Below are 22409 nucleotides of genomic sequence, written 5' to 3'. Positions count from 1 at the left end.
GCACGGCTCCGGTGTTCCGGGGGCCACCGTGGCCCACCGCTTCGCCGGTCCCCGTCCGGGGGACGTGGAGTCCCGCGGACCGTTCCCATCGCGGCCACCGGGTGGGGCCGGATGCGACTGTCCGCGCCGGGATCCGGCGCCGTCACACGCACGTGATGCCCCCTCGGAGCGATCACGGACCCGGTTCCCACGTCGGTCAAGTGACCGACTGCTGCGTCCGGAATCGACGCGGCACGCGGGAACGCGGTGCGTGCGCACTCAGTTTACTCCCCGACCACCGACGGAGGCGACTCGACGACGCCCGCGCGAGTCGCGCCTCCTGGGATCCGCCTGCTGTCGGGTCCAGGAGGCGCGGTGCGGACCAGTCCCGCGACCGGCGTCGCGCAGGTGGTCGCGTCAGGCCTGTGGTGCGGAGCGCGGACGGAGGAGGCCGTCGGACGGGACGATCGGCGTCGCCTCCGCGAGGGCCGCCTGCGTCGCCGCCAGCAGCTGCTCCGCCGTGTGGATGCCGTTCGCGGAACCGGTCGTGGCCTGGCCGCCGGCGTGCGCGAGCAGTTGCGCGCCGATCGCCGGACCGATCCGGTCCGACTGGTCGGGGTTGCGCGCGATCCAGTCCCGCGCGACGGCGTCGGCGAGGCGTTCGGCGGCCGCCCCGCGCTCCGCGTCGCCGCGCGACCGGTGCCACAACCCCGTGACGACGAGGTGCGCCACCACGGCACCGATGTCGCGCACCGGGTAGCCCCAGCCCGCCGTGTCGATGTCGAGCAGGCCGGAGATGCGCCACGGCTCGTCCTCGTCGACGAAGACCTGCTCGAGGTGCAGGTCGCCGTGCACGACCTGCTTCGTCGCGGTCGCCCAGCCGATCGAGCGTCGTCCGATGGCGTCGTAGAGCGCGTCGATCTCCTCGGCGTCCTGCGGCAGCGCGGCGACGAGGGTGCGGCGGTGCCAGTCGGCGTGGTCCATCGCGTCGGCGCGGGCCTGCTGCGTCATCGGGACCGTCGCGATCCGCCCGGTGAGCGCGGCGAGGGAGGCCACGAAGCGCGGGTCGTCCGCGATCTCGAGGATGCGACTGCCTGCGGGGACCCCGCGGATGCGTTCGAGGACGAGCAGACCGTCCCCACGGCTCGACAGCACCCGCGGCACCGGCAGTCCGGCGGCGACGAACTGCTCGTGCGACTTCTCGATCGGGGCCACCCGGTGCGGACGCACGACCTTGAGGAAGAGGGTCCCCTCGGCGGCGTCGACCCGCACCACGGCACGCTTGCCCGGTCGGTACGCCGCGACCGTGAGGGTCGGGTCGGTGACCGGCATGCCGAGCGTCGTGAGGAGCTCGGCGACGGCGTCGCGGTACGTCACCTGGGGCAACACCGGCAGCCCGGGGTCGTTCGGGTACGCCCACACCGAGACCGGCTCACCCGTCGCGGGGTCGGTGACGATCGCGCTGTTCTGGTCGTGGGTCCCGCCGGTGTCGACGTAGGTCAGGACCGTGGCGCGCTGGCCGTTGCGGTCCACGGTGTCGACCTCGTAGCCGTACAGGTAGCCGTTGCCCGAGGGTTCGACCGAGTGCGCGCGTGCGGCCACCACGGAGGTCCCGGAGCCGGCGAAGGCCTGCGGGATGACGCGCTCATGGTTGGGCCACACGAGACCAGTCAACCGGACGGGGCGGGATTCGTCGCGTTCGTGCACGGCTCGGCGCGCGCACCGTGGCTACCGTGGTCGTCGTGAACCCGGTCGCGCGTCTCCGCAGCTCCAGTCGCACGCCGTTCCTGCAGGTCGTCAAGACCGCGGTCGCGGTGGTCGCCGCCGTGCTGCTGTGCCGGGTGCTCATCGACGGGCCGTTCCCGACCTTCGCCGCGATCGCCGCACTGCTCGTGGTGCAGCCGAGCATCAACCAGTCGTTCGTGAAGGGACTCGAACGCAGTGCCGGGGTCGTCCTCGGCGTCGTGCTCGCCACCGGGTTCCACCTGCTGCTCGGCGACACCGTGTGGGTCGTGCTGCTGGTCATCGTGCTCGCCATCCTCATCGCGTGGGCCCTGCGGCTCACCCCGACCTCGGCGACGCAGGTCGGCATCAGCGGCATGCTCGTGCTGACCGCGGGCGTCGTCACGCCGAACTACTCGGCCGACCGGATCCTCGAGACCGTCCTCGGAGCGATCGTCGCCCTGATCGTGAACGCGCTCATCGTGCCGCCGGTGCTGCTCGGTCCGGCGCACCTCGCGGTCGCACGGCTCGCCCGGGACACCGCCGCCGCGTTCGAGCGGGTGGCGATCGGGCTCACCGAGGGGTGGGACCAGGACCGCTGGCACGAGGCGCTCCTGCAGGCCCGGGCGCTCCGACAGCAGCACGCCCGCGCCGAGGCGTCGCTCACCGCGGCCCGGGAGTCCCTCACGATGAACCCGCGCGGCGGCCGGCACCGGACCGTCCTCGACGAGGACATCGTCGTGGCCGAACACCTGCGTGTGCTCGTCACCCGGGTCACCGGCATGACCCGGGCGATCCAGGACAACACGGCGCCCGACCTCCGGGCCGACCCCGTCGTCGGGAGCATCGCCACCGAGGTCGCCCGGATCGCGGCCGACGTCCGAGCGCTCAGTGCCCGGGTCGCCGCGAAGGAGGTGCCCGTGTCGACCGCTGCGTCCCCTCGGCCCCGGTGGTCGGTGCCGACGTCGCCGCAGCACGACGAGGACGTCGCGGAGCCGGCACTCACGGCGCCGCTCGAGGTGATCCGGCCGAACTCGCGGCACTGGATCCTGATCGGGGCGCTGCTCGAGGACATCCGGCGCGTGCGCGAGGAGCTGCTCGGCGAGGACGACTGACGCGGAACGTGGGCGGGCGCGTGCGCGTGCGCGCTCGTGGCGCGTCAGCGTGCGGCGGACGCTGCCTCGGCCGCCGAGTGCACGATGTCGTCCCAGATCGTCGCCGTCGGCACGGTCGAGTCGCTCGAGACGACCTCGACGCTCGCGAACCGGCTGATCTCGGCCACGACGGCATCGGCCCCCGCGGCACGAGCAGCGACGCTCGCGATGTCCGGGACCGCCGCCCGGAGCTCGGCGACCACACGGTCGCGGCTGTCGCCCTCCATGTCGCCGAGCACGCCGATGCCCTTCCAAGCGGCGTCGAGCTCGGCACGCAGACGGACGAGGGCCGGGTGTTCCGGCATGTCGTTCATGGTGCCCCCACTGCGGATGTGACGTCGGGTACGCCGCTTCCGGTGCGCGAGCATAGCAACGAAGCAAGCAGTCCTCACGTCCCACGAACGGGGGACAGACCGTTCTACCTGTCCGACCGCCGTGACTGTGACGAGATTCAGCGAGTTCAGCCGTGGGATCTCCCGCATGTACAGGTTCGATGCCACGATGGGGTCGAGGAGGTCGCTATGCGCCTGTTGGTGGTCGAGGACGATGACGAGATGCGCGCGCTCATGGAACGTGGGCTCGCGGCAGAGGGGTACCGCGTCACCGCGGTCGAGAACGGGGTCGAGGCGCTGATCGCGCTCGGCGACCAGGCGTTCGACCTGGCCGTCGTGGACGTCATGATGCCCGGCATGTCCGGCTTCGAGCTCGCCCGCCGCATCCGCGAGCGCGAGGACCCGGTCCGGATCCTCCTCGTGACCGCGCGGGACGCCGTGGACGACCGCGTGTTCGGCCTCGACGCCGGCGCCGACGACTACCTCACGAAGCCGTTCGCCTTCGCCGAGCTCACCGCTCGTCTCCGCGCCCTCGGCCGTCGCGAGTCCGCCGGCGCCCCGCGCACCATCGAGGTGGGCGACGTCGCGATCGACTCCGAGGCCCGTCGCATCCTGATCAAGGGCCAGCGGGTCGCCGTGAGCCCCACCGAGTTCGCGCTCCTCCGGCTGCTCGCACGGTCGGTGGGCACCGTGGTCGACCGCCCGAAGATCCTCGAAGAGGTCTGGGACGGCTCGCAGCACGTCGACCCGAACGTCGTCGAGCAGTACATCTCGTACCTCCGCAAGAAGCTGACCTCGCACGAGGCGACGGTCGCGATCTCCACCGTGCGCGGCCGCGGCTACCGGCTCGATCTGCTCGGAGCGTGACCGGTTCCGGGCGTGGCCTGATCCGTCCGCTGCGGAACCTGTCGCTCCGCGCTCGGATCACCATCGGGTCCACGGCGATCGCGGCGGTGGTCATCGTGCTGCTCGTGCTCGTCATGCGGTTCCAGGTCGTCAGCGTCGTCGCGAGTGCCACGCGCACCCTGCTCGACGCGGACGCCGACCCGTACGTGGCCACGCTCGAGGTCGACAGCGATCCCGACCTGTCCCCGCCGGGCAACGCGCAGCTCGTTGCCGTGGTCTCGCCGTCCGGCGACATCGCCCTGTCGACCATGCCGCCCCGCGTCGAGCGCGCGCTCGGCAGCCTCACCGAGACGAAGGCCGGGACGTCCCTCATCCGGGTCGCCGGCTCGGAGTACCGCGTCGTCGTCGAGCACCCCGTCAACCAGGCGGGTCGGTGGACGGTCGTGGCGGCCCGCAACTCGCAGGCCGAGGCGATCGTCGTCGACGACCTGACCTCGACGCTGTCGCTCACCGGGCTCGCGATCCTGGTCGCGTTCGGCATCGCCTCGTGGGTGCTAGCGACCGCCGCCCTGCGCCCGGTGAACCGGATGCGCCGCGAGGCCGAGCGCCTCTCCGTCGCCCCCGAACGCGCCGAGCTGCCGGTCGGTCCTGCCCAGGACGAACTCGCCTCGCTGGCGACGACCCTCAACGCCTTCCTCGCCCGCACGCGCCAGGCCACCGAACGCGAGCGCCAGATGGTCTCGGACGCGAGCCACGAACTCCGCACGCCCCTCGCGATCCTGACGACCCAGCTCGACCTGGCGTCCCTGGACGGGGACGACGCGGCCGCCCTCGCCGCCCACATCGAGCGCGCGAAGCTCAGCGTCGCGCGGCTGTCCCGCCTGGCGAACGACCTGCTCGCGCTGTCCCGCATCGAGGAGTCCGAGCGCCGCGAACAGGACGGTGCCGAACAGCAGCCCACGGGCTGGTCGGACCTCGGCGACGAGGTCATGAGTGCCGTCGACCGCGTCCGGCTCATCGCGTCCGCCAAGGACATCACCGTCGACTTCGACCTGGAGTCCCCGGTCGCCGTCGGGGGTTCCGGCCCGGGCATCGGCGGCGGCACCGTGGAACCGCGGTACCGGCTCGACACCGGTGGCATGGCGCAGCTCGTCACGAACATCGCCGGCAACGCGGTCTCGGCACTCCCCCGCGGCGGCGGCGTCTTCGTCTCGTGGCGCAGTGCCGGCGGCGAGGGGATCCTGCAGATCACGGACGACGGCCCCGGCGTGCCGGAGTCGTTCATCCCCGTCGCCTTCGACCGGTTCACCCGCCCCGACGAGGCCCGGAAGTCCCGCCCGAACCCCGACCCCGCGACCGGCACGATCCCCCTGCCGGGTGGTTCCGGACTGGGGCTCGCGATCGTGCGGGCCGTGGCGGAGCGTGCGGGCGGGACGGCATCGCTCCGGAACGTGCGGTCCGGCGGGCTCGAGGTCACGATCCGCATCCCCGAGGTGCAGTAGCCGGTCGGTCACTGGAAGTCCCTCGACCGGGTGCGGACCGACAGGGACAGGTGTTCGATCCGGTCGGCCACCAGGTTCACGACCCCGTCCGGCGACCGCTCGAGGATCCCCCGCACGATCACGGCCGGCGCCTCGCGCGCGACCCGTCGGTACCGCCCCCACACCCCGACGCTGCAGATCACGTTCACCAGCCCGGTCTCGTCCTCGACGTTCATGAACGTGATGCCGGACGCCGTCGCCGGACGCTGCCGGTGCGTCACGATCCCCCCGACCTCGACCCGCCGTCCGGTCTCGGCCGTCGCGGTGTCCTGGACGCTGAGCACCCCGCGGGCCACGAGGCCGCCACGGACGTGCCGCACGGGATGGTCGTCCGTCGTCATCCCCGTCGACCACATGTCCGCGATGAGGACGTCACCGCTGGTCATCTGCCCGAACAGCGGCGGCTGCACCGTCACCTGGGTGTCGGGCAGCTGGTCGGGACGCTCGGCCGCGGCCTGTGCTGCCGACCACATCCCACCGCGCCGGTCGACCCCGATCGACGCGAAGGCGTCGGCGGCGGCGAGCGCCTCGAGCTGCGCCGTGGTCAGCCCGACACGGCGAGCGAGGTCGGACATGTCGGTGAAGGGACCGTGGGCATCCCGCTCGGCGACGATCTTCTCGGCGCTCTTCCGGCCGAGCGAGGAGACCTCGGCCAGCCCGAGGCGGACCGCGAAGGCGCCGTCCCGCCGGTGCCGCGCCGTGTCGTCGGGCGTGGCCTTGTCGAACGGCAGCACCGGGGGCTGCTCCTCGGCCAGGCAGTCGTCGTGACCCGTCGCGTGGACGTGCGCCGCGCCTCCTGGACCACCGTCGGCGTCGTCGTCGGCGGCGTCGTCGTGCAGCGGCTCCAACGTGGCGTCCACGCCGGAGCGCAGGATGTCCGGTCGCAGGACGGTGACCCCGTGCCGACGGGCGTCGGCCACCAGGGTCTGGGGTGAGTAGAACCCCATCGGCTGCGCACGGAGCAGCGCGGCGAGGAAGGCTCCGGGGTAGTGCAGCCGCATCCACGCGCTCGCGTAGACGATGAGCGCGAAGCTGATGGAGTGGCTCTCCGCGAAGCCGAAGTTCGCGAACGCCTGGATCTTGGCGTAGATGGCGTCGGCGTCCTCGCCGTGGATGTCGTTCGCGGCCATCCCGGCGTAGAGCTTCTCGCGGAGCCGGTCGATCTTCTCGTGCCCGCGCTTCGACCCCATCGCGCGCCGGAGCAGGTCGGCGTCGTCCCCCGAGCACCCGCCCACCGCGATCGCCATCTGCATCAGTTGTTCCTGGAAGAGCGGGACGCCGAGGGTCCGCTCGAGCACGGGTTCGAGCGACGGGTGGATGTACGTGATCGGCTCTTCGCCCGTGCGCCGCCGGATGTACGGGTGGACCGCGCCGCCCTGGATCGGCCCGGGGCGCACCAGGGCGACCTCGATCACGAGGTCGTAGAAGCGCCGCGGCAGCAGTCGGGGCAGCGTCCCCATCTGCGCTCGGGACTCCACCTGGAACACCCCGATGGTGTCCGCGCGGCACAGCTGGTCGTAGACGCCCTGTTCCTCCTTCGGGATGGAGTGCATGTCCCACCGCTCCCCGCAGTGCTCGTCGGCGAGGTCGAACGAGTACTGCAGCGCGGCGAGCATGCCGAGCCCGAGCATGTCGAACTTCACGAGCCCCATGTAGGCGCAGTCGTCCTTGTCCCACTGCAGCACCGTCCGGCCGTCCATGCGGGCGTGCTCGATCGGTACGACCTCGCCCACGGGCCGGTCGGTGAGGACCATGCCGCCGGAGTGGATGCCGAGGTGCCGGGGGAACCCGAGCACCTGCTGCGCCATGTCGACCACGGTGTCCGGGATGTCGTGGTCTTGGCTCTCGGTCACCGAGCCCCAGCGTTCGACCTGCTTCGACCAGGCGTCCTGCTGCCCGGGGCTGTGGCCGAGCGCCTTCGCCATGTCCCGCACGGCGCCCTTCGGCCGGTAGGTGATGACGTTCGCGACCTGTGCGGCGTTGAACCGGCCGTACTTCTCGTAGACGTACTGGATGACCTCTTCACGCCGGTCGGAGTCGAAGTCGACGTCGATGTCGGGTTCCTCGTCGCGCATGGCCGACAGGAAGCGTTCGAACGGCAGCCCGTAGCGGATCGAGTCGACCGCGGTGATCTCGAGCAGGTAGCAGACCGCCGAGTTCGCCGCCGAGCCGCGGCCCTGGCAGAGGATGCCGCGCTCCCGGGCGTACTGCACCATGTCCCGCACGATGAGGAAGTAGCCGGGGAAGTCCTTGTCCTCGATCACCGACAGCTCGCGTTCGATGCGCTCGCGCTTCTGCGGGTCGACACCGTCGGCGCTGCCGGGGTAGAACCGGCGGGCGCCGCGCCAGGTGAGCTCCCGCAGCCAGGACATCGTGGTGTGCCCGTCGGGGACGTCGATGTCGGGCAACCCGGGCTTGACCGTCTTCAGCCGGAACCCGAGCTCGTCGGCGAGTTCGACGCTGTGCTCGATCGCCCCGGGGTAGCGGGCGAACCGCCGGGTCATCTCGGCCCCCGAGCGGAGGTGGGCCGTCGGTGCGGCCGGCAGCCAGCCGTCGATCTCGTCGAGACTGCGGCGGGCCCGGACCGCGGCGAGCGCCGTCGCCACCGGGAAGCGGTCCGGGGTGGCGTAGTGCACGTTGCCCGTGGCCACCGTGGGCAGCGCGTGCTTCGCGGCGAGGGCGGCCAGGGCGTCGTTCCGCGCGGTGTCCATCGGGTCGCCGTGGTCGGTGAGCTCGACGACGACCCCCGCCGTGCCGAACCGGTCGAGCAGGGCGCGCAGGGCGTCCTCGGCCGCGGACTCGCCCCCGCGCTCGAGCGCCTGCCGGACGGCCCCCTTGCGGCACCCGGTCAGGACGCGCCAGTGCCCGTCCGATCGTGCTGCGAGGTCGTCGAGGTCGTACCGGGGTCGTCCCTTCTCGGCGCCGGCGGCCAGGTGCGCCCGGGTGACGGCACCGGCGAGCCGGTGGTACCCGTCCTGCCCGTCCGCCAGCAGGAGCAGGTGCGTGCCCTCGGGATCGGGTACGCCGTTCTGCGGTTCGGTCAGCCCGAGGGACAGCTCGGTGCCGTACACCGTGGCGACGGTCGGGTAGGCCTCGGCCACCTCGGCCATGCGCGCGGCACCGTAGAAACCGTCGTGGTCGGTGAGGGCGAGCCCGTGCAGGTGCAACCGAGCGGCCTCTTCGAAGAGCTGTTCCGGGCCGCTCGCGCCGTCGAGGAAGCTGAACGTCGAGTGCGCGTGCAGCTCGGCGTACGGCACGACCGGCACGTTCGTGTCGTCGGCCACCGGCGGGGTCGTCGGCGCGTAGGGCTCGCGCTTGCGGGACCACGCGGGGCTGTCCCCGCCGTCGCCGTCGTGCGTGCTGCCGGGGCTCCGCTTGTCGGACAGCGCACGTTCGAACTGGGACCACGGGATCGGCGGGTTGCTGTACCCCATCAGTGTTCCCCCGTCCGGGCGGTCACGTCGCCACCGCCTCGGCCCACCACCGGTGGTCGGCGAGCACGAGGTACCACGCACGTCCGTCGGCGTCGACGAGCTGCAACCGGTGGAGTCGGCGTCCGCCGGCCTCCCACCAGCGCACGACGAGCGGCCACGGTCCGGCCCACGCGGTCACGGCGTCGAACCGGCCACCACGCTCCCCCTCGGCACGGAACCGTTCCGGGACCCCGGTGAGGACGCCGCGGTCGTCGACGTCGACGGTGCCGCCGTCGCCGGTGACGACGTCCACCGGGCGCGGACGGTCGAGCACGGTCGCCGGCGGCGGACCGGGAAGCTTGCCGGGCCACGGGCGGTCGCGGACGGTCGCCAGCGCACGCTCGCCACCGGCGGGAGCGTCGCCCCACGGCACGAGCACCACGCGTTCGGCCAGGGTGCGCCCGCCGCCGATCCGTGGCGTGACCACCCCGTCGTGCCCGACCAGTCCCTGCACGCGGGCGAGACCGTGGTGCACGCGTTCGTCCGGTCCGGTCCCCCAGAGCCCGCGTTCGTGGTTCGCCATGTCGTCGACCGCGACGGGCTCGAGCACCACCTGGACGACCGGCGCCTCGAGCCCGGTCGGGTCCACCCCGCCGGCGAGCTGCCAGCGCACCCGGTCCACCACGTCGGCGGCGTCGAACCACCGCGGGTGCACCCACGTGCGCTCGAGCAGGATGTCCCGCTCGTCGACGATGCCGACCCGGATCGTGGTGGCGACGAGTCCGGCTGCCCGGAGGCGTGCGGCGAAGTCGTCGGCGGAGCGACGGAACGCGAACGCGATCTGGTCGGCACGGTCGAGCGGGGGTTCGAACGACGCCTCGACCCGGAGTTCGGGCGGGACCGCGCGCGCCGCGACCTCTCGCGGGTCACGACCGCCGGCGAGCCGGTGCAGGAACGCCCCGGCGAGTCCGAACCGGTCGCGCACCTGTTCGTCGGCCAGCGCGGCGAACTCGCCGAGGGTCTGGATGCCGAGGCGCCCGAGCAGCATCGCGAGGTCGGCGTCGCCGAGCACGCCGAGCGGCAGCCCGGCCAGGAACGGCGCCGAGCCGTCGACGGGCACGATCCGCACCCGCTCCCCCGGACGTGCCGGGCGAGCCCGTGCGGCCTGTTCGGCGGCGAACGGGGTGTCCGCGACGCCGGCGCGCACCCCGGGAGCGCCGTGGTCGGCAGCGATGCCGGCGAGGGTCGCCGCGGCGGCTCGTTCTCCGCCGTAGTACCGGGCCGGCCCGCGGGACCGCAGCGCGAGGGTGCCCGGGCGGAGGACCTCGACACCGGGGACCGCCGCCTCGACCGCGCGGATGACCGGTTCGAACGCCCGGTGGTCGAGCGCGTCGTCGTAGGGCTGCACGACGAGCTCGGGGCAGCGCGCCTGTGCCTCGCGCACGCGGAGCCCCCGGACCACGCCGTGCTGCCGGGCACTGGCGGAACTGGCGTACACCTGGCCCTTCACCACGAGGGCGAACGGGTGGTCCGGCGGCGACCCGGCAGCGCGAGCGGCCGCGATCACCGGCCAGTCCGGGCACCACAGCACGATCGTCCGGGTCGGCGGGGGCTCGGGCAGCGCCCCACCGCGGGCGAGTGCGTCGGCTCGGATCGACCGTGCATCGGGCACGCCCGCCGCACCCGCGCCGGCCCCGGGCCCGCGTCCGGCGAGGGCACCGGTGACCCGGGACCCGGTCGTCCGGGTCCGGCCGCCGCCACGGGGGCTCACGACGCCACCGCCACGGGACGCAGCACGGGTGTCGTCCGGCCGGGGCCGGACGCCGCAGCGGTGGGGACGGCGGCCCGGACCGTGCCGTCCGCCGCGGGCAGCAGCAGGTCGGCGTCCACCGGTCGCCCCGCTCCGGCACGACCGGACGCCGACACCGTGACCCGTCGTTCCGTCAGGAAGCCGTGCCCGTCCCCGATGCCGCTCCACTCGGACCGGGTCACCCGCAGCGAGACGTCGGCCCCGGGCCAGGAACCGAGCGCGACGAGCGCACCACCACGCTGTCGCAGCCGTGCCGACAGCCGGGAGACGTCGCCGGGAACCACCCGACCGAGCGGACGGGTGAGGACGATCTGGGCGACGTCCGCCAGCGCGGCCGTCACGGTGAGCCACTGGTCGCCCGGGTCCGGCACGAGCACGAGCCGTTCGAGGTCGATGCCGGCCGCGGCCGCTGCCTCGACCCCGAAGGACGGCACCCCCACCACCGCGCACCAGGCACCGGCGGCCGAGGCTGCCTGCAGCATCGTCATCGCGAGGAGCACCGACTCGTGCACCGAGTAGGACCCGCCCACGCGGATCGCGCCACCCGGCAGGAGCGGTGCGAGCGCCTCGGCCGTGGGCAGCCCCTCGGTGTCGACCCGGGTGGACTCCATCTCGGCCACACGCGACCGCAGCGAGGTGATCCGTTCGAGTGCGGCGCGGGCGTCACCGAGGTGGTCGACCCGCCGCACCGGCCGGGCAGGACCGGGCCGCCCGGTCGGCTCTGGGTGAGCCCCGGGCGATCGGAGTGCCGCCGCCGTCTGCATGCCCTCATATTCGAACATGTGTTCGATGATGTCAATCGGGTCCGACATCCTGTGGACAGTGCTTCGAACACGCGTTCGACACGCCGTGTGAGCGGTGGATCAGCGCCCTGTGGAGGAGTGCTCCGGCACCGCCGCCCGACGATCCGCCGTCACCAGCGGGCGACGGCCCCCACACCGGCGAGCACCGAGCGCGTCTTCGTCTCGACCTCGTCCGCCTCGTCCGCGGCGACCGACGACCACGTCACCGCGCCGCCGGCACCGAACGACCGCGACCGCACCGTGCCCCGGTCGTCGATGACCGTCACCAGTGTGCGGATCACCACCGACAGGTCGACCGCGCCGCTGGCCGAGAAGTACCCGATCGCACCCGAGTACAGCCCGCGAGGCCCGTCCTCGAGCCGATCCGCGATCCCCATGGCACTGATCTTCGGCGCGCCGGTCATCGACCCCGGCGGGAAGGCGGCGTGCACCACGGCTGCCCGCGACGTCCCCTCGGGCAGGACCGCACCGATCGTCGACACCATCTGGTGCACGCTCGCGTAGGTCTCGACGTCGCAGAGCCGGTCGACGTGCACCGACCCCGGTACCGCCGTCCGGAGCAGGTCGTTCCGGAGCAGGTCGACGATCATGACGTTCTCGGCACGGTCCTTCGCGCTCACGGCGAGTCCGGCACGGACCGCTTCGTCCTCCACAGGGTCGTCGGAGCGCCGTCGGGTCCCCTTGATCGGCTCCGCGGACACCGTCCCGGACGCATCGATCCGCAGGAACCGCTCAGGAGAACGGCTCGCCACGCGCAGCGGGCCGAGCCGCAGGTACGCACCGAACGGGACGGGGTCCGCCGCGCGCAGCCGCAGGTACTCGGTCAGGTGGGGGTCCGTGGCGGGGCCCCACCGCGCCTCCTGGACCGGCGGCACCGCGAAGCCGGTCGTGAGGCACACCTGGAACGCGTTGCCCGCACGGATCTCCGCGCGGCACGCGTCCACCGCCGTCTCGTGGGCGGCGCGCGTGACGCGCCCGGTCGCCGGAGCGGGGCCCGGGAGGAACGGGGCCACGTCGTCGACGTCGACCCGCGTGACCGGAGCGGTCACCGTCTCCAGCCATGCGCGGTTCCGCGCGCTGGCCCCGGGTTCCGCATCGCTCGCCAGGGCGAGTGCCCAGGCGTCACCGGCGGCGTCCACGACCACCGCGCGGTCGACGAACCGCAGGTCCGCGTCCGCGTGCCCCTCGGCCGTCCGGTCGACGCCGCCCGACTCGCGCCCGAGCTCGTAGCCGAGGAACCCGACCCAGCCGAGCGCGAAGCCGCAGCCCGCGACCGGTTCCGGCAGCACCGGGGTGCGCGCGAGCAACTCGGTGAGGACCGCGAAGGCGGGTCGATCCGATCCCTCGGCGGTCGCGACGCCCCCGAACCACGGTCGGGACGCCGGGGTCGTCTCGACGAACGCCCGTCGCGTCTCGTGCCGGAACCGCGCTGCGAACGGGCCGTCCGTCAGCGCCAGGACCGACCACCGGGCACGGGCGCGCGCGGTCGGGGGCGAACCGGCCGGCAGCGAGGAGTCGAGCCAGACCACGTCGGCGCCGGACGCGGCGGCGAGGGCGCCGAGGTCCGGAGTCGACGGCAGCCGCCGGACCTCGATCCGGGCGGACGCGGGTGCTGCCGTCAGACCGCCGCGATCGTCCACGAGGCCGCCGACGAAGACCCGGGCTCGAGCACGACGAGTCCGGCGTCGGACCCGGCGTTGAAGGCGTCCGGCGCACAGGTCATCGGCTCGACCGCGAGACCCGCACGGTGGTACTCCGGCACGACGTGGTCGGCGGTGTGCACCTGCGCCCACCCGCACTCCGGGCCGAACGAGGCACGGACACCGCGGCCGTCGGCGGCGGTGAGGACGATCGTCGCGGTGCCGTCGGCGTCGCGGTCGAACCCGGTGAAGGCGTGGTCGATGAACCGGTCGCCGATGCGCGTCGCGGAGCGCAGGTCGAACTCGTCGTGCACCGGCGCGAGGCCCGTCGGGACGAGGCGGTCCTCGGTGACCTCGAGCACCTCGGCCGCCGGCAGCGTCAGGGTCCAGTCGTCGACACGACCCTCGCCGCCGACGAGGTACGGGTGCGGACCGGTCCCCCACGGAGCCGCGTCGGCACCGGTGTTCGTCCCGGTGATCGTCGTGTGCAGCCCCTCGCCGTCGACGCGGTACTCGACGAGCACCTCGACGCGGAACGGGTACCCGTCCTGGGCGGGCACGGTCGTGGCGAGGACCGCGCGGTCCGGTTCGTGCGCGACGATCCGGAAGTCGGTCCAGGCGACCAGTCCGTGCAGCGCGTGCTGTCGCTTCGGCTCGGTCAGCGCGAGCTCGTGCTCGGTCCCGCCGAACGTGTACTTCCCGTCGACGACCCGGTTCGGCCACGGCGCCAGGACGGCTCCGCGGAAGGCCGGGCGGACCTCGTCGGCGTCGAACGGCACGACCAGGTCGCGTCCCTCGAACCGGAACGTCCGCAGTGTCGCCCCCACCGAGGCGATCTCGGCCGTGTAGCCGCCGGCGGTGATCGTCAGGGCGGAACCGGACAGGGGTGCGTCGCTGCTCATGCGCTCAGCGTACTGGGGACGCGGGAGCCGGATCGCCTCGGGCGCGCTTCCCCGGAACGAGAAGACCCCCGCGGTTCCGGAGAACCGCGGGGGTGATGGTGGATCTGAGGGGACTCGAACCCCTGACCCCCTGCATGCCATGCAGGTGCGCTACCAGCTGCGCCACAGACCCGAAGTGTTGGTGTTCCCACCGACTTCAGTGTGCCCCCGTTCCCCGGAGGCACCATAGAAGCGTACACCATGCGAACGCCGGGTGACGAAATCGTCGCCGCCACCCGGGCGCGTCGCAGCTACGCGGTGTGGTCCACCGGGAGCTCGAGCGGGATGGTCGGGCAGTCCGACCAGAGACGCTCGAGCGAGTAGTACTGGCGGTCTTCTTCGTGGAAGACGTGCACGACGATGTCGCCGAAGTCGATGAGGACCCAGCGGCCCTCGCTCCGGCCTTCACGACGGAGCGGCTTGGCCCCGGCTTCGAGGAGGCGCTCTTCGATCTCGTCCGCGATGGCGAGCACGTTGCGCTCGTTCCGGCCGGTCGCGAGCAGGAACACGTCGGTGAGCTGCAGCGGCCCGGTCACGTCGAGGGCAACGAGGTCCTCGGCCTGCTTGGCGTCGGCCGCCTGGGCGGCGATCTGCACGAGTTCCACTGCGCGTGAGGAGGCGGTCACGGATTCCTTCCGGTCGGTCGACCTGGCAGGCTGCCGGATCGCTTGATGGGTCACGATCATAAGCCACCCACCGACACACGGCCAGGCCGTGCGCGGTGGGGAAGACTCAGAACGTGTGGGTCGTGACGAGGGCCACGATGATGACGGCTGCAGCGGCGACGCCGACGGCACCGACCGTCACGCCGAGGATGAGTGGCGTGCGCGACTCCTTCGGCTTGGCCGCCGCGAGGACGACCTGCCGCGTCGAGGTGTGGCTCGACACCGCACGGCTGGCACGGACCGGGCTGGCGTCCGTGTCGGGCTGTTCGTCGTGCTGCTCGAGCAGACGGTCGACCTCGGCACCGTCGATCGGCCGGTGCGACCCGGTCGAGGACAGCGACGCCGGCAGGTCGATCGAGCCGGTGAGGATGACCTCGCCCGTGGCGTTCAGCGCACCCGTCGGGTCGGCGAGGGCCGAGTTCGGCAGGATGATCGCGTTCGTGTTCGTCACGGCGACGCGGCGGGTGCCGGTCTCCTCGTCGTGGACCTCGGCGTCGTTCGAGTCGTGCGCCTGCTGCGACCAGTGGCCGACGGGCGGCTCGAACGCGGTCGTGAGGGGCTTCGGCTCGGCCGGACGCTGGAACGAAGCCGGCACGCGGGGGGCATCGGCGTTGCCATCGGTGTCGCCGGCGGACGACGGTGCACCACTCGACGTGGGTGCCGAGGCGGCGCGCGCGGGCTGGGTGGCGTTCTGGACCGGGACCTCGTTCGTGTCGTCCTCGTCCAGCGAGAGCGGGAACACCGCCGGCGTGGAGGACTGGATCGGGGTCCGCTGCGCCGTGGCAGGGACGTCCGGGGGGCCCAGCGTGTTCGGAGCGTCCGGTGTGTCCGGCGCGTCCGAGTCGGCTTCGGTGCCCGACGGCTCGGTGGCCTCGGGCGGGGCCCAGGTCGAACGGTGGCGACGCGGCTCTTCGCTGTGGGCGGCGGCTTCCTCGAGGGGCTCGACCGCGTCGGGCGATCCGTCCGCCTCGGTCGCCTGCGCCACGGCTGCCTGGTCGAGCACGACCGTCTCGGCCGAGGGCTCGGAGTCGACGGAGGACTCCTGCGCGATCGGCTCTGGCTCGGCAGTCGACGTGCCCGTCGCGTCCGGCGTGCCCGGGCGCTCCGGTCCACCGTGCAGCGCGTCGACCGAACCGAGGACGTCCTCGACGGTGCGGTCGGACGACTGCGGTGTCGGGTTCTGCAGCGGGACGGGCTGGATCGCCTGTCCCTCGGCCGCACGCAGCTGCCGGATCTGCCGACGGGTGAGTCCGCCCGAGCCGGGGACGATCTCGGTCGCCGACGCCGGGGGCATCGACGGCACACCGGAGCCGGCGGACGACGGCGACGAGGCCGACGACGGCACGGCGGACTGTGCGGGTGCGCCGGGGGCGGGAGCGACGTGGCTGCCGGGACGGTGGCGCACTTCCGGCTGCTCGGCCGGGGCGGCGACGGTCGGGGGCGGCGTCACGGGCTGCGCACCGCCCGCGGCGGCACGCTCCCGCTCGCGCGCCTGGCGCCGCGACAGGGGCGGCTGCGCGTCGGACGAACTCATGCAACGCTCCGATACAGATGGTGCTTGGAGATGTACTGGACGACACCGTCGGGGACCAAGTACCACACGGGGAAACCACGTCTCACCCGGTCGCGGCAGTCGGTCGACGATATTGCCAGCGCGGGAACTTCGAGCAAGCTTACGTCTCGTTCGGGCAGACCCGTGATGCTCAAGGCGTGTCCCGGACGTGTCACAGCGACGAAGTGCGCGAGGTCCCAGAGGCCATCATGGTCCTTCCAGTCGACAATCTGCTGGACGGCGTCTGCGCCGGAGATGAAGACCAGCTGCGCGTCGGGTCGCTGCTCGTGCAGGTCCTTCAGCGTGTCGACCGTGTAGGTCGGGCCCGGGCGGTCGATGTCGACGCGGCTCACGGTGAACATCGGGTTCGACGCCGTGGCGACGACGGTCATGAGGTAGCGGTGCTCGGCGTCGGTCACACCGGACTTCATGTACGGCTGCCCAGTGGGGACGAAGACCACTTCGTCGAGGTCGAAGGCGCGCGCCACCTCGGACGCTGCCACGAGGTGGCCGTTGTGGATCGGGTCGAACGTGCCACCCATCACGCCGATGCGAGGCCGCCCCGTGCTCTCGAGCATGGAGTCGCGGGTCAGTGCTCGGCGCGACCGAACTCGTCGACACCCGTCTCGTGGGTGCGCGTGGCCTCGAACTTGTGCGAGTGGCGGTAGGCCACGTCGCGGAAGCTCCAGGTCACGAACCCGAGGAACGCGAAGAAGAGGGCACCGACGAGCGGGAACACGTACGCGGGGACCCCCGAGGCGTGCTCAGCGGCTTCTGCGAGGAAGGTCATTGATCCGATGCTCCGTTCGGTCGGGGGAATTCGCCGTTCAGTCTAGCCGCGGATCTGTCCCTGCCCGCGCACGATCCACTTGGTGCTCGTCAGCTCGGGCAGCCCCATCGGCCCACGAGCGTGCAGTTTCTGCGTGGAGATCCCCACCTCGGCACCGAACCCGAACTCCCCGCCGTCGGTGAACCGCGTCGAGGCGTTCGCCATCACGACCGCGGAGTCGACCTCGGCCAGGAAGCGCTCGGCCGTGTCGACGTCGTTCGTGACGATCGACTCGGTGTGGTGCGTCGACCAGCGCGCGATGTGCGCCATCGCCGCATCGACGTCGGGCACCACCCGGACGGACAGGTCGAGGTCCATCGACTCGGTCGCCCAGTCGTCGTCCGTCGCCCGGAGCACACCGGGCACGAGCACCCGCGTGGCGTCGTCACCGCGGAGCGTGACGCCCGCGGCCCGGAGCCGGTCGGCCAGCGCGGGCAGGAGCCGGTCGGCCGCCCGCTCGTGCACGAGGAGCGTCTCGAGCGCGTTGCACACGCTGGGCCGCTGCACCTTGCTGTTCAGGACGATGTCGATCGACCGGTCGAGCGGTGCCGACTCGTCGAGGAACACGTGGACGACCCCGGCACCCGTCTCGATCACGGGCACCTGCGACTCGGTCACGACGGTCTGGATCAGTGACGCGCTGCCCCGCGGGATGAGCACGTCGACGAGCCCGCGTGCCCGCATCAGGTCGGTCGCGCCGGCACGCCCGAACTCGTCGATCGTCTGCACGAGTTCGCGCGGCAGCCCCGCCGAGGCGACGGCGTCCTGGATCCGGGCGACGAGCACCGCGTTGGTGCGCTGCGCCGCCGAGCCGCCCCGGAGCACGACCGCGTTGCCGCTCTTCAGCGCGAGGCTGGCGATGTCGACCGTGACGTTCGGCCGCGCTTCGTAGATCGCGCCGACGACCCCGAACGGCACCCGCACCTGGGAGAGCTGCAGCCCGTTCGGCAACCGCGACCCGCGGACGTGCTGCCCGACCGGGTCGGTGAGGCCGACGACGTGCTCGACCGCGGCGGCGAGGGCGTCGATGCGGGCAGGATCGAGCCGCAGCCGGTCGAGGAGCCCGGACGAGAGCCCGCTCTCCTCGCCCGCCAAGAGGTCCTCGTGGTTGGCCGCGACGATCTCGCCCGTCGCTTGTCGCACGCCCGCCGCGATCGCGAGGAGCGCCGCGTCCTTCACCGCGGTCGTCGCCGTGGCGAGGACCGACGCCGCGTCGCGCGCAGCGACGAGCTTGTCGGTCAGGGTCGGGGCGGATGCGGTCAGCGACATGGCTCGATTCTAGGCGCGGGGGTCCGCCACATGACGGCGGTCCGGCTCACCTGTGGAGGGCCCTGGAGGCGCGGCTCCTGTGGAGGAGTCAGCACACGCCCGTAGCGCCCGCACCACTCGATCCGCGCGCCTCGCGAGCGGGCACGACACGCCGCAGGCGTGCCGCCGAGGTCGCGGAATCCGTCGCTCGGAGGCGCCGAGAGTGACGAACAATGCCCCCTCGGCGGACGTGAGCGGCGCGTCGAAGCCGACCCGCGCCTCCCGAACCGAACCGAACGAACCGGAACCGACCCCCGTCAGCCCCGCACCGCCGCCTCGAACCAGGTCCCGATCTGCTCCCCCGCCAACGCCCGCTCCACGAGCGCCGTCGCCGTCACGAGCACTGCCGTGCCGGCCTCGGCCGCGAGCCGGGCGGCAGCGACCTTCGTCCCCGCTCCCCCGGTCCCCACGCCCGCGGCACCGATCGACCCGAACGTGACCCCGGCGAGCTCGTCGCCGAACGGCACGTGCGTGATCGGCTCCGCACCGGGCTGGTCCGGGGGCCTCGTGTAGAGCGACTCCACGTCGGACAGCAGCACGAGCGCATCGGCCCCGAGCAGCCGGGCCACGAGCGCCGCGAGCCGGTCGTTGTCCCCGAAGCGGATCTCGTGCGTCGCCACGGTGTCGTTCTCGTTCACGATCGGCAGCACCCGCAGTGCGAGCAACCGGTCGATGGCCCGCTGCGCGTTCACCCGGTGCGTCGGGTTCTGCAGGTCCCCCGCGGTCAGGAGGATCTGCGCCGCGACGACCGCGTGCCGGTCGAGTTCCTTCTGGTACCGGAACATCAGGACGTTCTGCCCGGTCGCGGCGGCGGCCTGCTGGGTGGCGAGGTCGTCGGGGCGACCCTCGAGCCCGAGGAACGGGAACCCGGTGGCGATGGCGCCGGAGGACACGAGGACGACCTCGGTCCCCCGGGCGTGCGCTGCGGCGATGGCGTCGACGAGCGGAGCGATCTGCCCGGTGTTGTCACCGCTGACCGACGACGACCCGACCTTGACCACGATCCGCTTGGCACGCGGGATGTCCTCGCGCCGGGTGACGGGTCCGAGGTCGGTGCGTGCGGTCGTGTCGGTCATGCCGTGGTCAGTCCCTGTCGTCCCGGTCGGCGTCGGCGGGAGACAGGTCTCCGTCCTCCGCCCACAGCCCGGCGATGCGCTCCTGCTCGAGCTCGGCACGCGCCGCGGCCTTGGCGTCCATGCGCTCGAAGTACTCCTCGCGACGCTCGTTGCGGGTCGGACGCGAGGTCGCGCCGATCCGGGCGTCGGTCCCGCGGGCGCTCGTGATGAGCTCCGCGGTCGAGGTGAGCGTGGGCTCCCAGTCGAAGATCGTGCCGCCGTCGCCACCGATGACGACGGTGGACCCGGCGACGGCTCCGGCCTTGAACAGGCCGTCCTCGACGCCGAGCTTCGCCAGGCGGTCGGCGAGGTAGCCGATCGCCTCTTCGTTGGTGAAGTCGGTCTGCTGCACCCAGCGCTCCGGCTTCGCACCGCGGATGCGGTAGAAGCGGTGTTCCTCGCCGCCTTCTGCGCGGATGGTGAAGGGCTTGTCGTCGACCGCCTTGGGGCGGAGGACGATGCGCTCGGCCACCGGCTCGGCGGCACGGGAGGCGCGGGCCTGCTCCACGACGTCGGCCAGCGCGAACGTCAGCTCGCGCAGGCCCTTGCGGGACGCGGTCGAGATCGGGAAGACGCGGTAGCCACGGCCCTCGAGCTCGTCGCGCACGAAGGCGGCGAGCTCTTCGGCCTCGGGCACGTCGACCTTGTTGAGCGCGATCATCTGCGGGCGCTCGAGCAGCGGCACCTGGCCCTCGGGGACCGGGTAGCGCTCGAGCTCGCCGAGGATGACGTCGAGGTCGCTGATCGGGTCACGGCCGGGGTCGAGCGTGGCGCAGTCGATCACGTGCAGGAGTGCCTCGCAGCGCTCGACGTGACGGAGGAACTCGAGGCCGAGGCCCTTGCCCTCCGACGCACCCTCGATCAGACCGGGGACGTCGGCGACGGTGAAGCGGGTGGACCCGGACTCGACGACGCCGAGGTTCGGCGTGAGGGTCGTGAACGGGTAGTCGGCGATCTTCGGCTTCGCAGCGGAGATCGCGGCGATGAGCGAGGACTTGCCGGCGCTCGGGAACCCGACGAGGGCGACGTCGGCGATGGTCTTCAGCTCGAGGCTGACGTCACCGGCCCAGCCCTCGGTGCCGAGCAGCGCGAACCCGGGGGCCTTGCGCTTCGTGGTCGAGAGCGCGGCGTTGCCGAGACCGCCCTGACCGCCGGGGGCGATGACGACGCGCATGCCCGGCTCGGTCATGTCCGCGAGGACGTCGCCGTTCTCGTCGTACACGACGGTGCCGATCGGCAGCGGGAGCTCGAGCGTCTCACCGCTGATGCCGCTCCGCATGTCGCCCATGCCGGGCTGCCCGTTCTTGGAGGAACGGTGCGGCGAGCGGTGGTAGCCGAGCAGGGTCGTCACCTGGGGGTCGGCGACGAGGACGATGTCGCCACCGTCACCGCCGTTGCCGCCGTCCGGGCCGGCCAGCGGCTTGAACTTCTCACGGCGGACCGACACGCAGCCGTTGCCGCCGTTCCCCGCGGTGAGGTGCAGGGTCACGCGGTCGACGAAGGTCGCCATGGGTCCACTCCTTGGTGTTGCAACGAAAGAGCGGGAGGGGCGGGCACGTGGCCCGCCCCTCCCGCAGAGTCAGATCGTCGAACTGCTTACGCGTTGACGATGTTGACGACCTTGCGGCCGCCCTTGGTGCCGAACTCGACCGCACCGGCCGAGAGGGCGAACAGCGTGTCGTCGCCACCGCGGCCGACGTTGGCGCCCGGGTGGAAGTGGGTACCGCGCTGGCGGAGGATGATCTCACCGGCGTTGACGACCTCGCCACCGAAGCGCTTCACGCCGAGGCGCTGTGCGTTCGAGTCACGACCGTTGCGAGTGGAGCTCGCACCCTTCTTGTGTGCCATCTTCTACTCCCGCCTTACGCGATCGAGGTGATCTTGACGCGGGTGAGCTCAGCGCGGAAACCCTGACGCTTCTTGTACCCGGTCTTGTTCTTGAACTTCTGGATGACGACCTTCGGACCGCGGAGGTCCTCGAGCACCTCGGCGGTGACCGTCACGTTGGCGAGCTCGGAAGCCGCCGACGTGATCTTGTCACCGTCCACGAGGAGCACCGGGGCGAGGTCGATGTTGCCCTTGTCGTCGGCCTTGGCACGGTCGATCGTGATGATCGTGCCGACCTCGACCTTCTCCTGACGGCCGCCGGCGCGCACTACTGCGTAAACCACGTGGAAATCCTTACGTAACTCTGCTTGAGGGAAGTCTCGGGTGCCCACTTCTGCACGAGCGGTTCCCGGAGGGCCGGGCCCGATCGGCGACGCAGGCAGAACGGCCCGCTGACACCAGGGATCGAGAATACTCGATGCCCCCAGGTCCGGTCAAACGGCGACACACGTACGATTGCCGTGTGACCGTGATGATCGACCCGCCGACGTGGCCCGCACACGACACTCTGTGGTCGCACCTCGTCAGTGACACATCATACGACGAGCTGCACGAGTTCGCTGGACGCGTCGGTATCCCACGCCGTGCGTTCGACCACGACCACTACGACGTGCCGTTGTCGCGCTACGAGGAACTCGTCGCCGCGGGGGCCACGGCGGTCACCGGGCGGGAGCTGGTGCTGCGCCTGATCGGCAGCGGGCTGCGGGTCGCCCAGCGGGACAAGCACACGTTCTGAGCGCGCGGCCGCCCACGCACGGTGCGAGGTTCCGTGCTGGGTGCGCCGGTCGTTCCCTCGCACCCTGCCCGGCACCTCGCACGCGGCACGGCGCGGTAGCGCGCGGCGGTCCAGGAGGCGCGGTGTACCCCCGCCC

20 protein-coding genes and 1 tRNA gene are annotated in these 22409 nt (G+C 72.5%); 4 read left to right on the top strand and 17 right to left on the bottom strand.

Annotated elements, in window-relative coordinates; genetic code table 11:
* Window positions 1-396: 396 nt before the first annotated feature.
* A complete protein-coding gene (locus tag HWD93_RS04120) occupies window positions 397-1641 on the bottom strand; it encodes an aminoglycoside phosphotransferase family protein (RefSeq protein ID WP_071295406.1) in 1245 nt (414 codons plus the stop codon).
* Between the two features lie 80 nt (window positions 1642-1721).
* Here HWD93_RS04120 and HWD93_RS04115 point away from each other — a divergent pair, with 80 nt between their 5' ends.
* Window positions 1722-2816 carry an aromatic acid exporter family protein gene (locus tag HWD93_RS04115; protein ID WP_092384860.1) on the top strand — a complete coding sequence of 365 codons (1095 nt, stop codon included), beginning with the start codon at window positions 1722-1724 and terminating at the stop codon, window positions 2814-2816.
* Between the two features lie 44 nt (window positions 2817-2860).
* On the opposite strand, the gene HWD93_RS04110 is transcribed toward HWD93_RS04115, so the two are convergent.
* Window positions 2861-3160, bottom strand: a complete 300-nt coding sequence (locus tag HWD93_RS04110; RefSeq protein WP_261646113.1) for a hypothetical protein — start codon at window positions 3158-3160, stop codon at window positions 2861-2863.
* A gap of 216 nt (window positions 3161-3376) precedes the next feature.
* On the opposite strand from HWD93_RS04110, the gene HWD93_RS04105 reads away from it, so the two are divergent.
* Entirely contained in the window at window positions 3377-4054 is a 678-nt protein-coding gene (locus tag HWD93_RS04105) for a response regulator transcription factor (RefSeq protein WP_070416542.1), read from the top strand.
* Window positions 4051-5535: a cell wall metabolism sensor histidine kinase WalK gene (locus tag HWD93_RS04100; RefSeq protein ID WP_083413697.1), complete on the top strand. Its 1485-nt coding sequence runs from the start codon at window positions 4051-4053 to the stop codon at window positions 5533-5535. Before HWD93_RS04105 ends, HWD93_RS04100 begins: the two co-directional genes overlap by 4 nt.
* Before the next feature lie 8 nt (window positions 5536-5543).
* Here HWD93_RS04100 and HWD93_RS04095 read toward each other — a convergent pair whose 3' ends face one another.
* The 15 genes from HWD93_RS04095 to rplU all read right to left on the bottom strand — a co-directional run bounded on the left by HWD93_RS04095 (window position 5544) and on the right by rplU (window position 21821).
* Window positions 5544-9008 (bottom strand): error-prone DNA polymerase, encoded by a 3465-nt coding sequence (locus tag HWD93_RS04095; protein WP_261646112.1) that lies wholly within the window; start codon window positions 9006-9008, stop codon window positions 5544-5546.
* A gap of 22 nt (window positions 9009-9030) precedes the next feature.
* The gene (locus HWD93_RS04090) at window positions 9031-10641 is read right to left on the bottom strand and encodes a DNA polymerase Y family protein (RefSeq protein ID WP_070419144.1); all 1611 of its coding nucleotides are present in this window, start codon (window positions 10639-10641) and stop codon (window positions 9031-9033) included.
* Window positions 10642-10754: 113 nt separating this feature from the next.
* Complete coding sequence (locus HWD93_RS04085) at window positions 10755-11579, bottom strand: hypothetical protein (protein WP_175473611.1); 825 nt, start codon at window positions 11577-11579, stop codon at window positions 10755-10757.
* 131 nt (window positions 11580-11710) lie between these two features.
* Complete coding sequence (locus HWD93_RS04080) at window positions 11711-13240, bottom strand: anthranilate synthase component I family protein (protein WP_261646111.1); 1530 nt, start codon at window positions 13238-13240, stop codon at window positions 11711-11713.
* On the bottom strand, window positions 13219-14142 hold the full coding sequence (locus HWD93_RS04075) for an aldose 1-epimerase family protein (RefSeq protein WP_261646110.1): 924 nt from the start codon (window positions 14140-14142) through the stop codon (window positions 13219-13221). The genes HWD93_RS04080 and HWD93_RS04075 overlap by 22 nt, the downstream gene beginning before the upstream one ends.
* A 96-nt stretch (window positions 14143-14238) precedes the next feature.
* Window positions 14239-14314, bottom strand: a tRNA-Ala gene (locus HWD93_RS04070).
* Window positions 14315-14432: 118 nt separating this feature from the next.
* Window positions 14433-14807: a ribosome silencing factor gene (gene rsfS, locus HWD93_RS04065; protein ID WP_070416546.1), complete on the bottom strand. Its 375-nt coding sequence runs from the start codon at window positions 14805-14807 to the stop codon at window positions 14433-14435.
* A gap of 106 nt (window positions 14808-14913) precedes the next feature.
* Window positions 14914-16380, bottom strand: a complete 1467-nt coding sequence (locus HWD93_RS04060) for a hypothetical protein (protein ID WP_261646109.1) — start codon at window positions 16378-16380, stop codon at window positions 14914-14916.
* Window positions 16377-16976 (bottom strand): nicotinate-nucleotide adenylyltransferase, encoded by a 600-nt coding sequence (gene nadD / locus HWD93_RS04055; protein ID WP_022907294.1) that lies wholly within the window; start codon window positions 16974-16976, stop codon window positions 16377-16379. The genes HWD93_RS04060 and nadD overlap by 4 nt, the downstream gene beginning before the upstream one ends.
* Window positions 16977-16987: 11 nt before the next feature.
* Window positions 16988-17188: a hypothetical protein gene (locus HWD93_RS04050; protein WP_070416548.1), complete on the bottom strand. Its 201-nt coding sequence runs from the start codon at window positions 17186-17188 to the stop codon at window positions 16988-16990.
* A gap of 42 nt (window positions 17189-17230) precedes the next feature.
* Entirely contained in the window at window positions 17231-18496 is a 1266-nt protein-coding gene (locus tag HWD93_RS04045; RefSeq protein WP_261646108.1) for a glutamate-5-semialdehyde dehydrogenase, read from the bottom strand.
* A gap of 296 nt (window positions 18497-18792) precedes the next feature.
* On the bottom strand, window positions 18793-19611 hold the full coding sequence (gene proB / locus HWD93_RS04040) for a glutamate 5-kinase (protein ID WP_261646107.1): 819 nt from the start codon (window positions 19609-19611) through the stop codon (window positions 18793-18795).
* Between the two features lie 7 nt (window positions 19612-19618).
* On the bottom strand, window positions 19619-21160 hold the full coding sequence (gene obgE, locus HWD93_RS04035; protein ID WP_261646106.1) for a GTPase ObgE: 1542 nt from the start codon (window positions 21158-21160) through the stop codon (window positions 19619-19621).
* A gap of 86 nt (window positions 21161-21246) precedes the next feature.
* The gene (gene rpmA / locus HWD93_RS04030; protein WP_070416551.1) at window positions 21247-21498 is read right to left on the bottom strand and encodes a 50S ribosomal protein L27; all 252 of its coding nucleotides are present in this window, start codon (window positions 21496-21498) and stop codon (window positions 21247-21249) included.
* Window positions 21499-21512: 14 nt separating this feature from the next.
* Window positions 21513-21821: a 50S ribosomal protein L21 gene (gene rplU / locus HWD93_RS04025; RefSeq protein WP_022905369.1), complete on the bottom strand. Its 309-nt coding sequence runs from the start codon at window positions 21819-21821 to the stop codon at window positions 21513-21515.
* Window positions 21822-22009: 188 nt separating this feature from the next.
* Between rplU and HWD93_RS04020 the strand changes: the two genes are divergently transcribed.
* Window positions 22010-22273 carry a DUF4031 domain-containing protein gene (locus tag HWD93_RS04020; protein WP_229085138.1) on the top strand — a complete coding sequence of 88 codons (264 nt, stop codon included), beginning with the start codon at window positions 22010-22012 and terminating at the stop codon, window positions 22271-22273.
* The last annotated feature ends 136 nt before the right edge of the window (window positions 22274-22409 follow it).

The sequence above is a fragment of the Curtobacterium sp. C2H10 genome (assembly GCF_025407985.1).
In the GTDB taxonomy this organism is placed as follows: domain Bacteria; phylum Actinomycetota; class Actinomycetes; order Actinomycetales; family Microbacteriaceae; genus Curtobacterium.
This window is presented reverse-complemented; position numbering and strand designations above follow the sequence as displayed.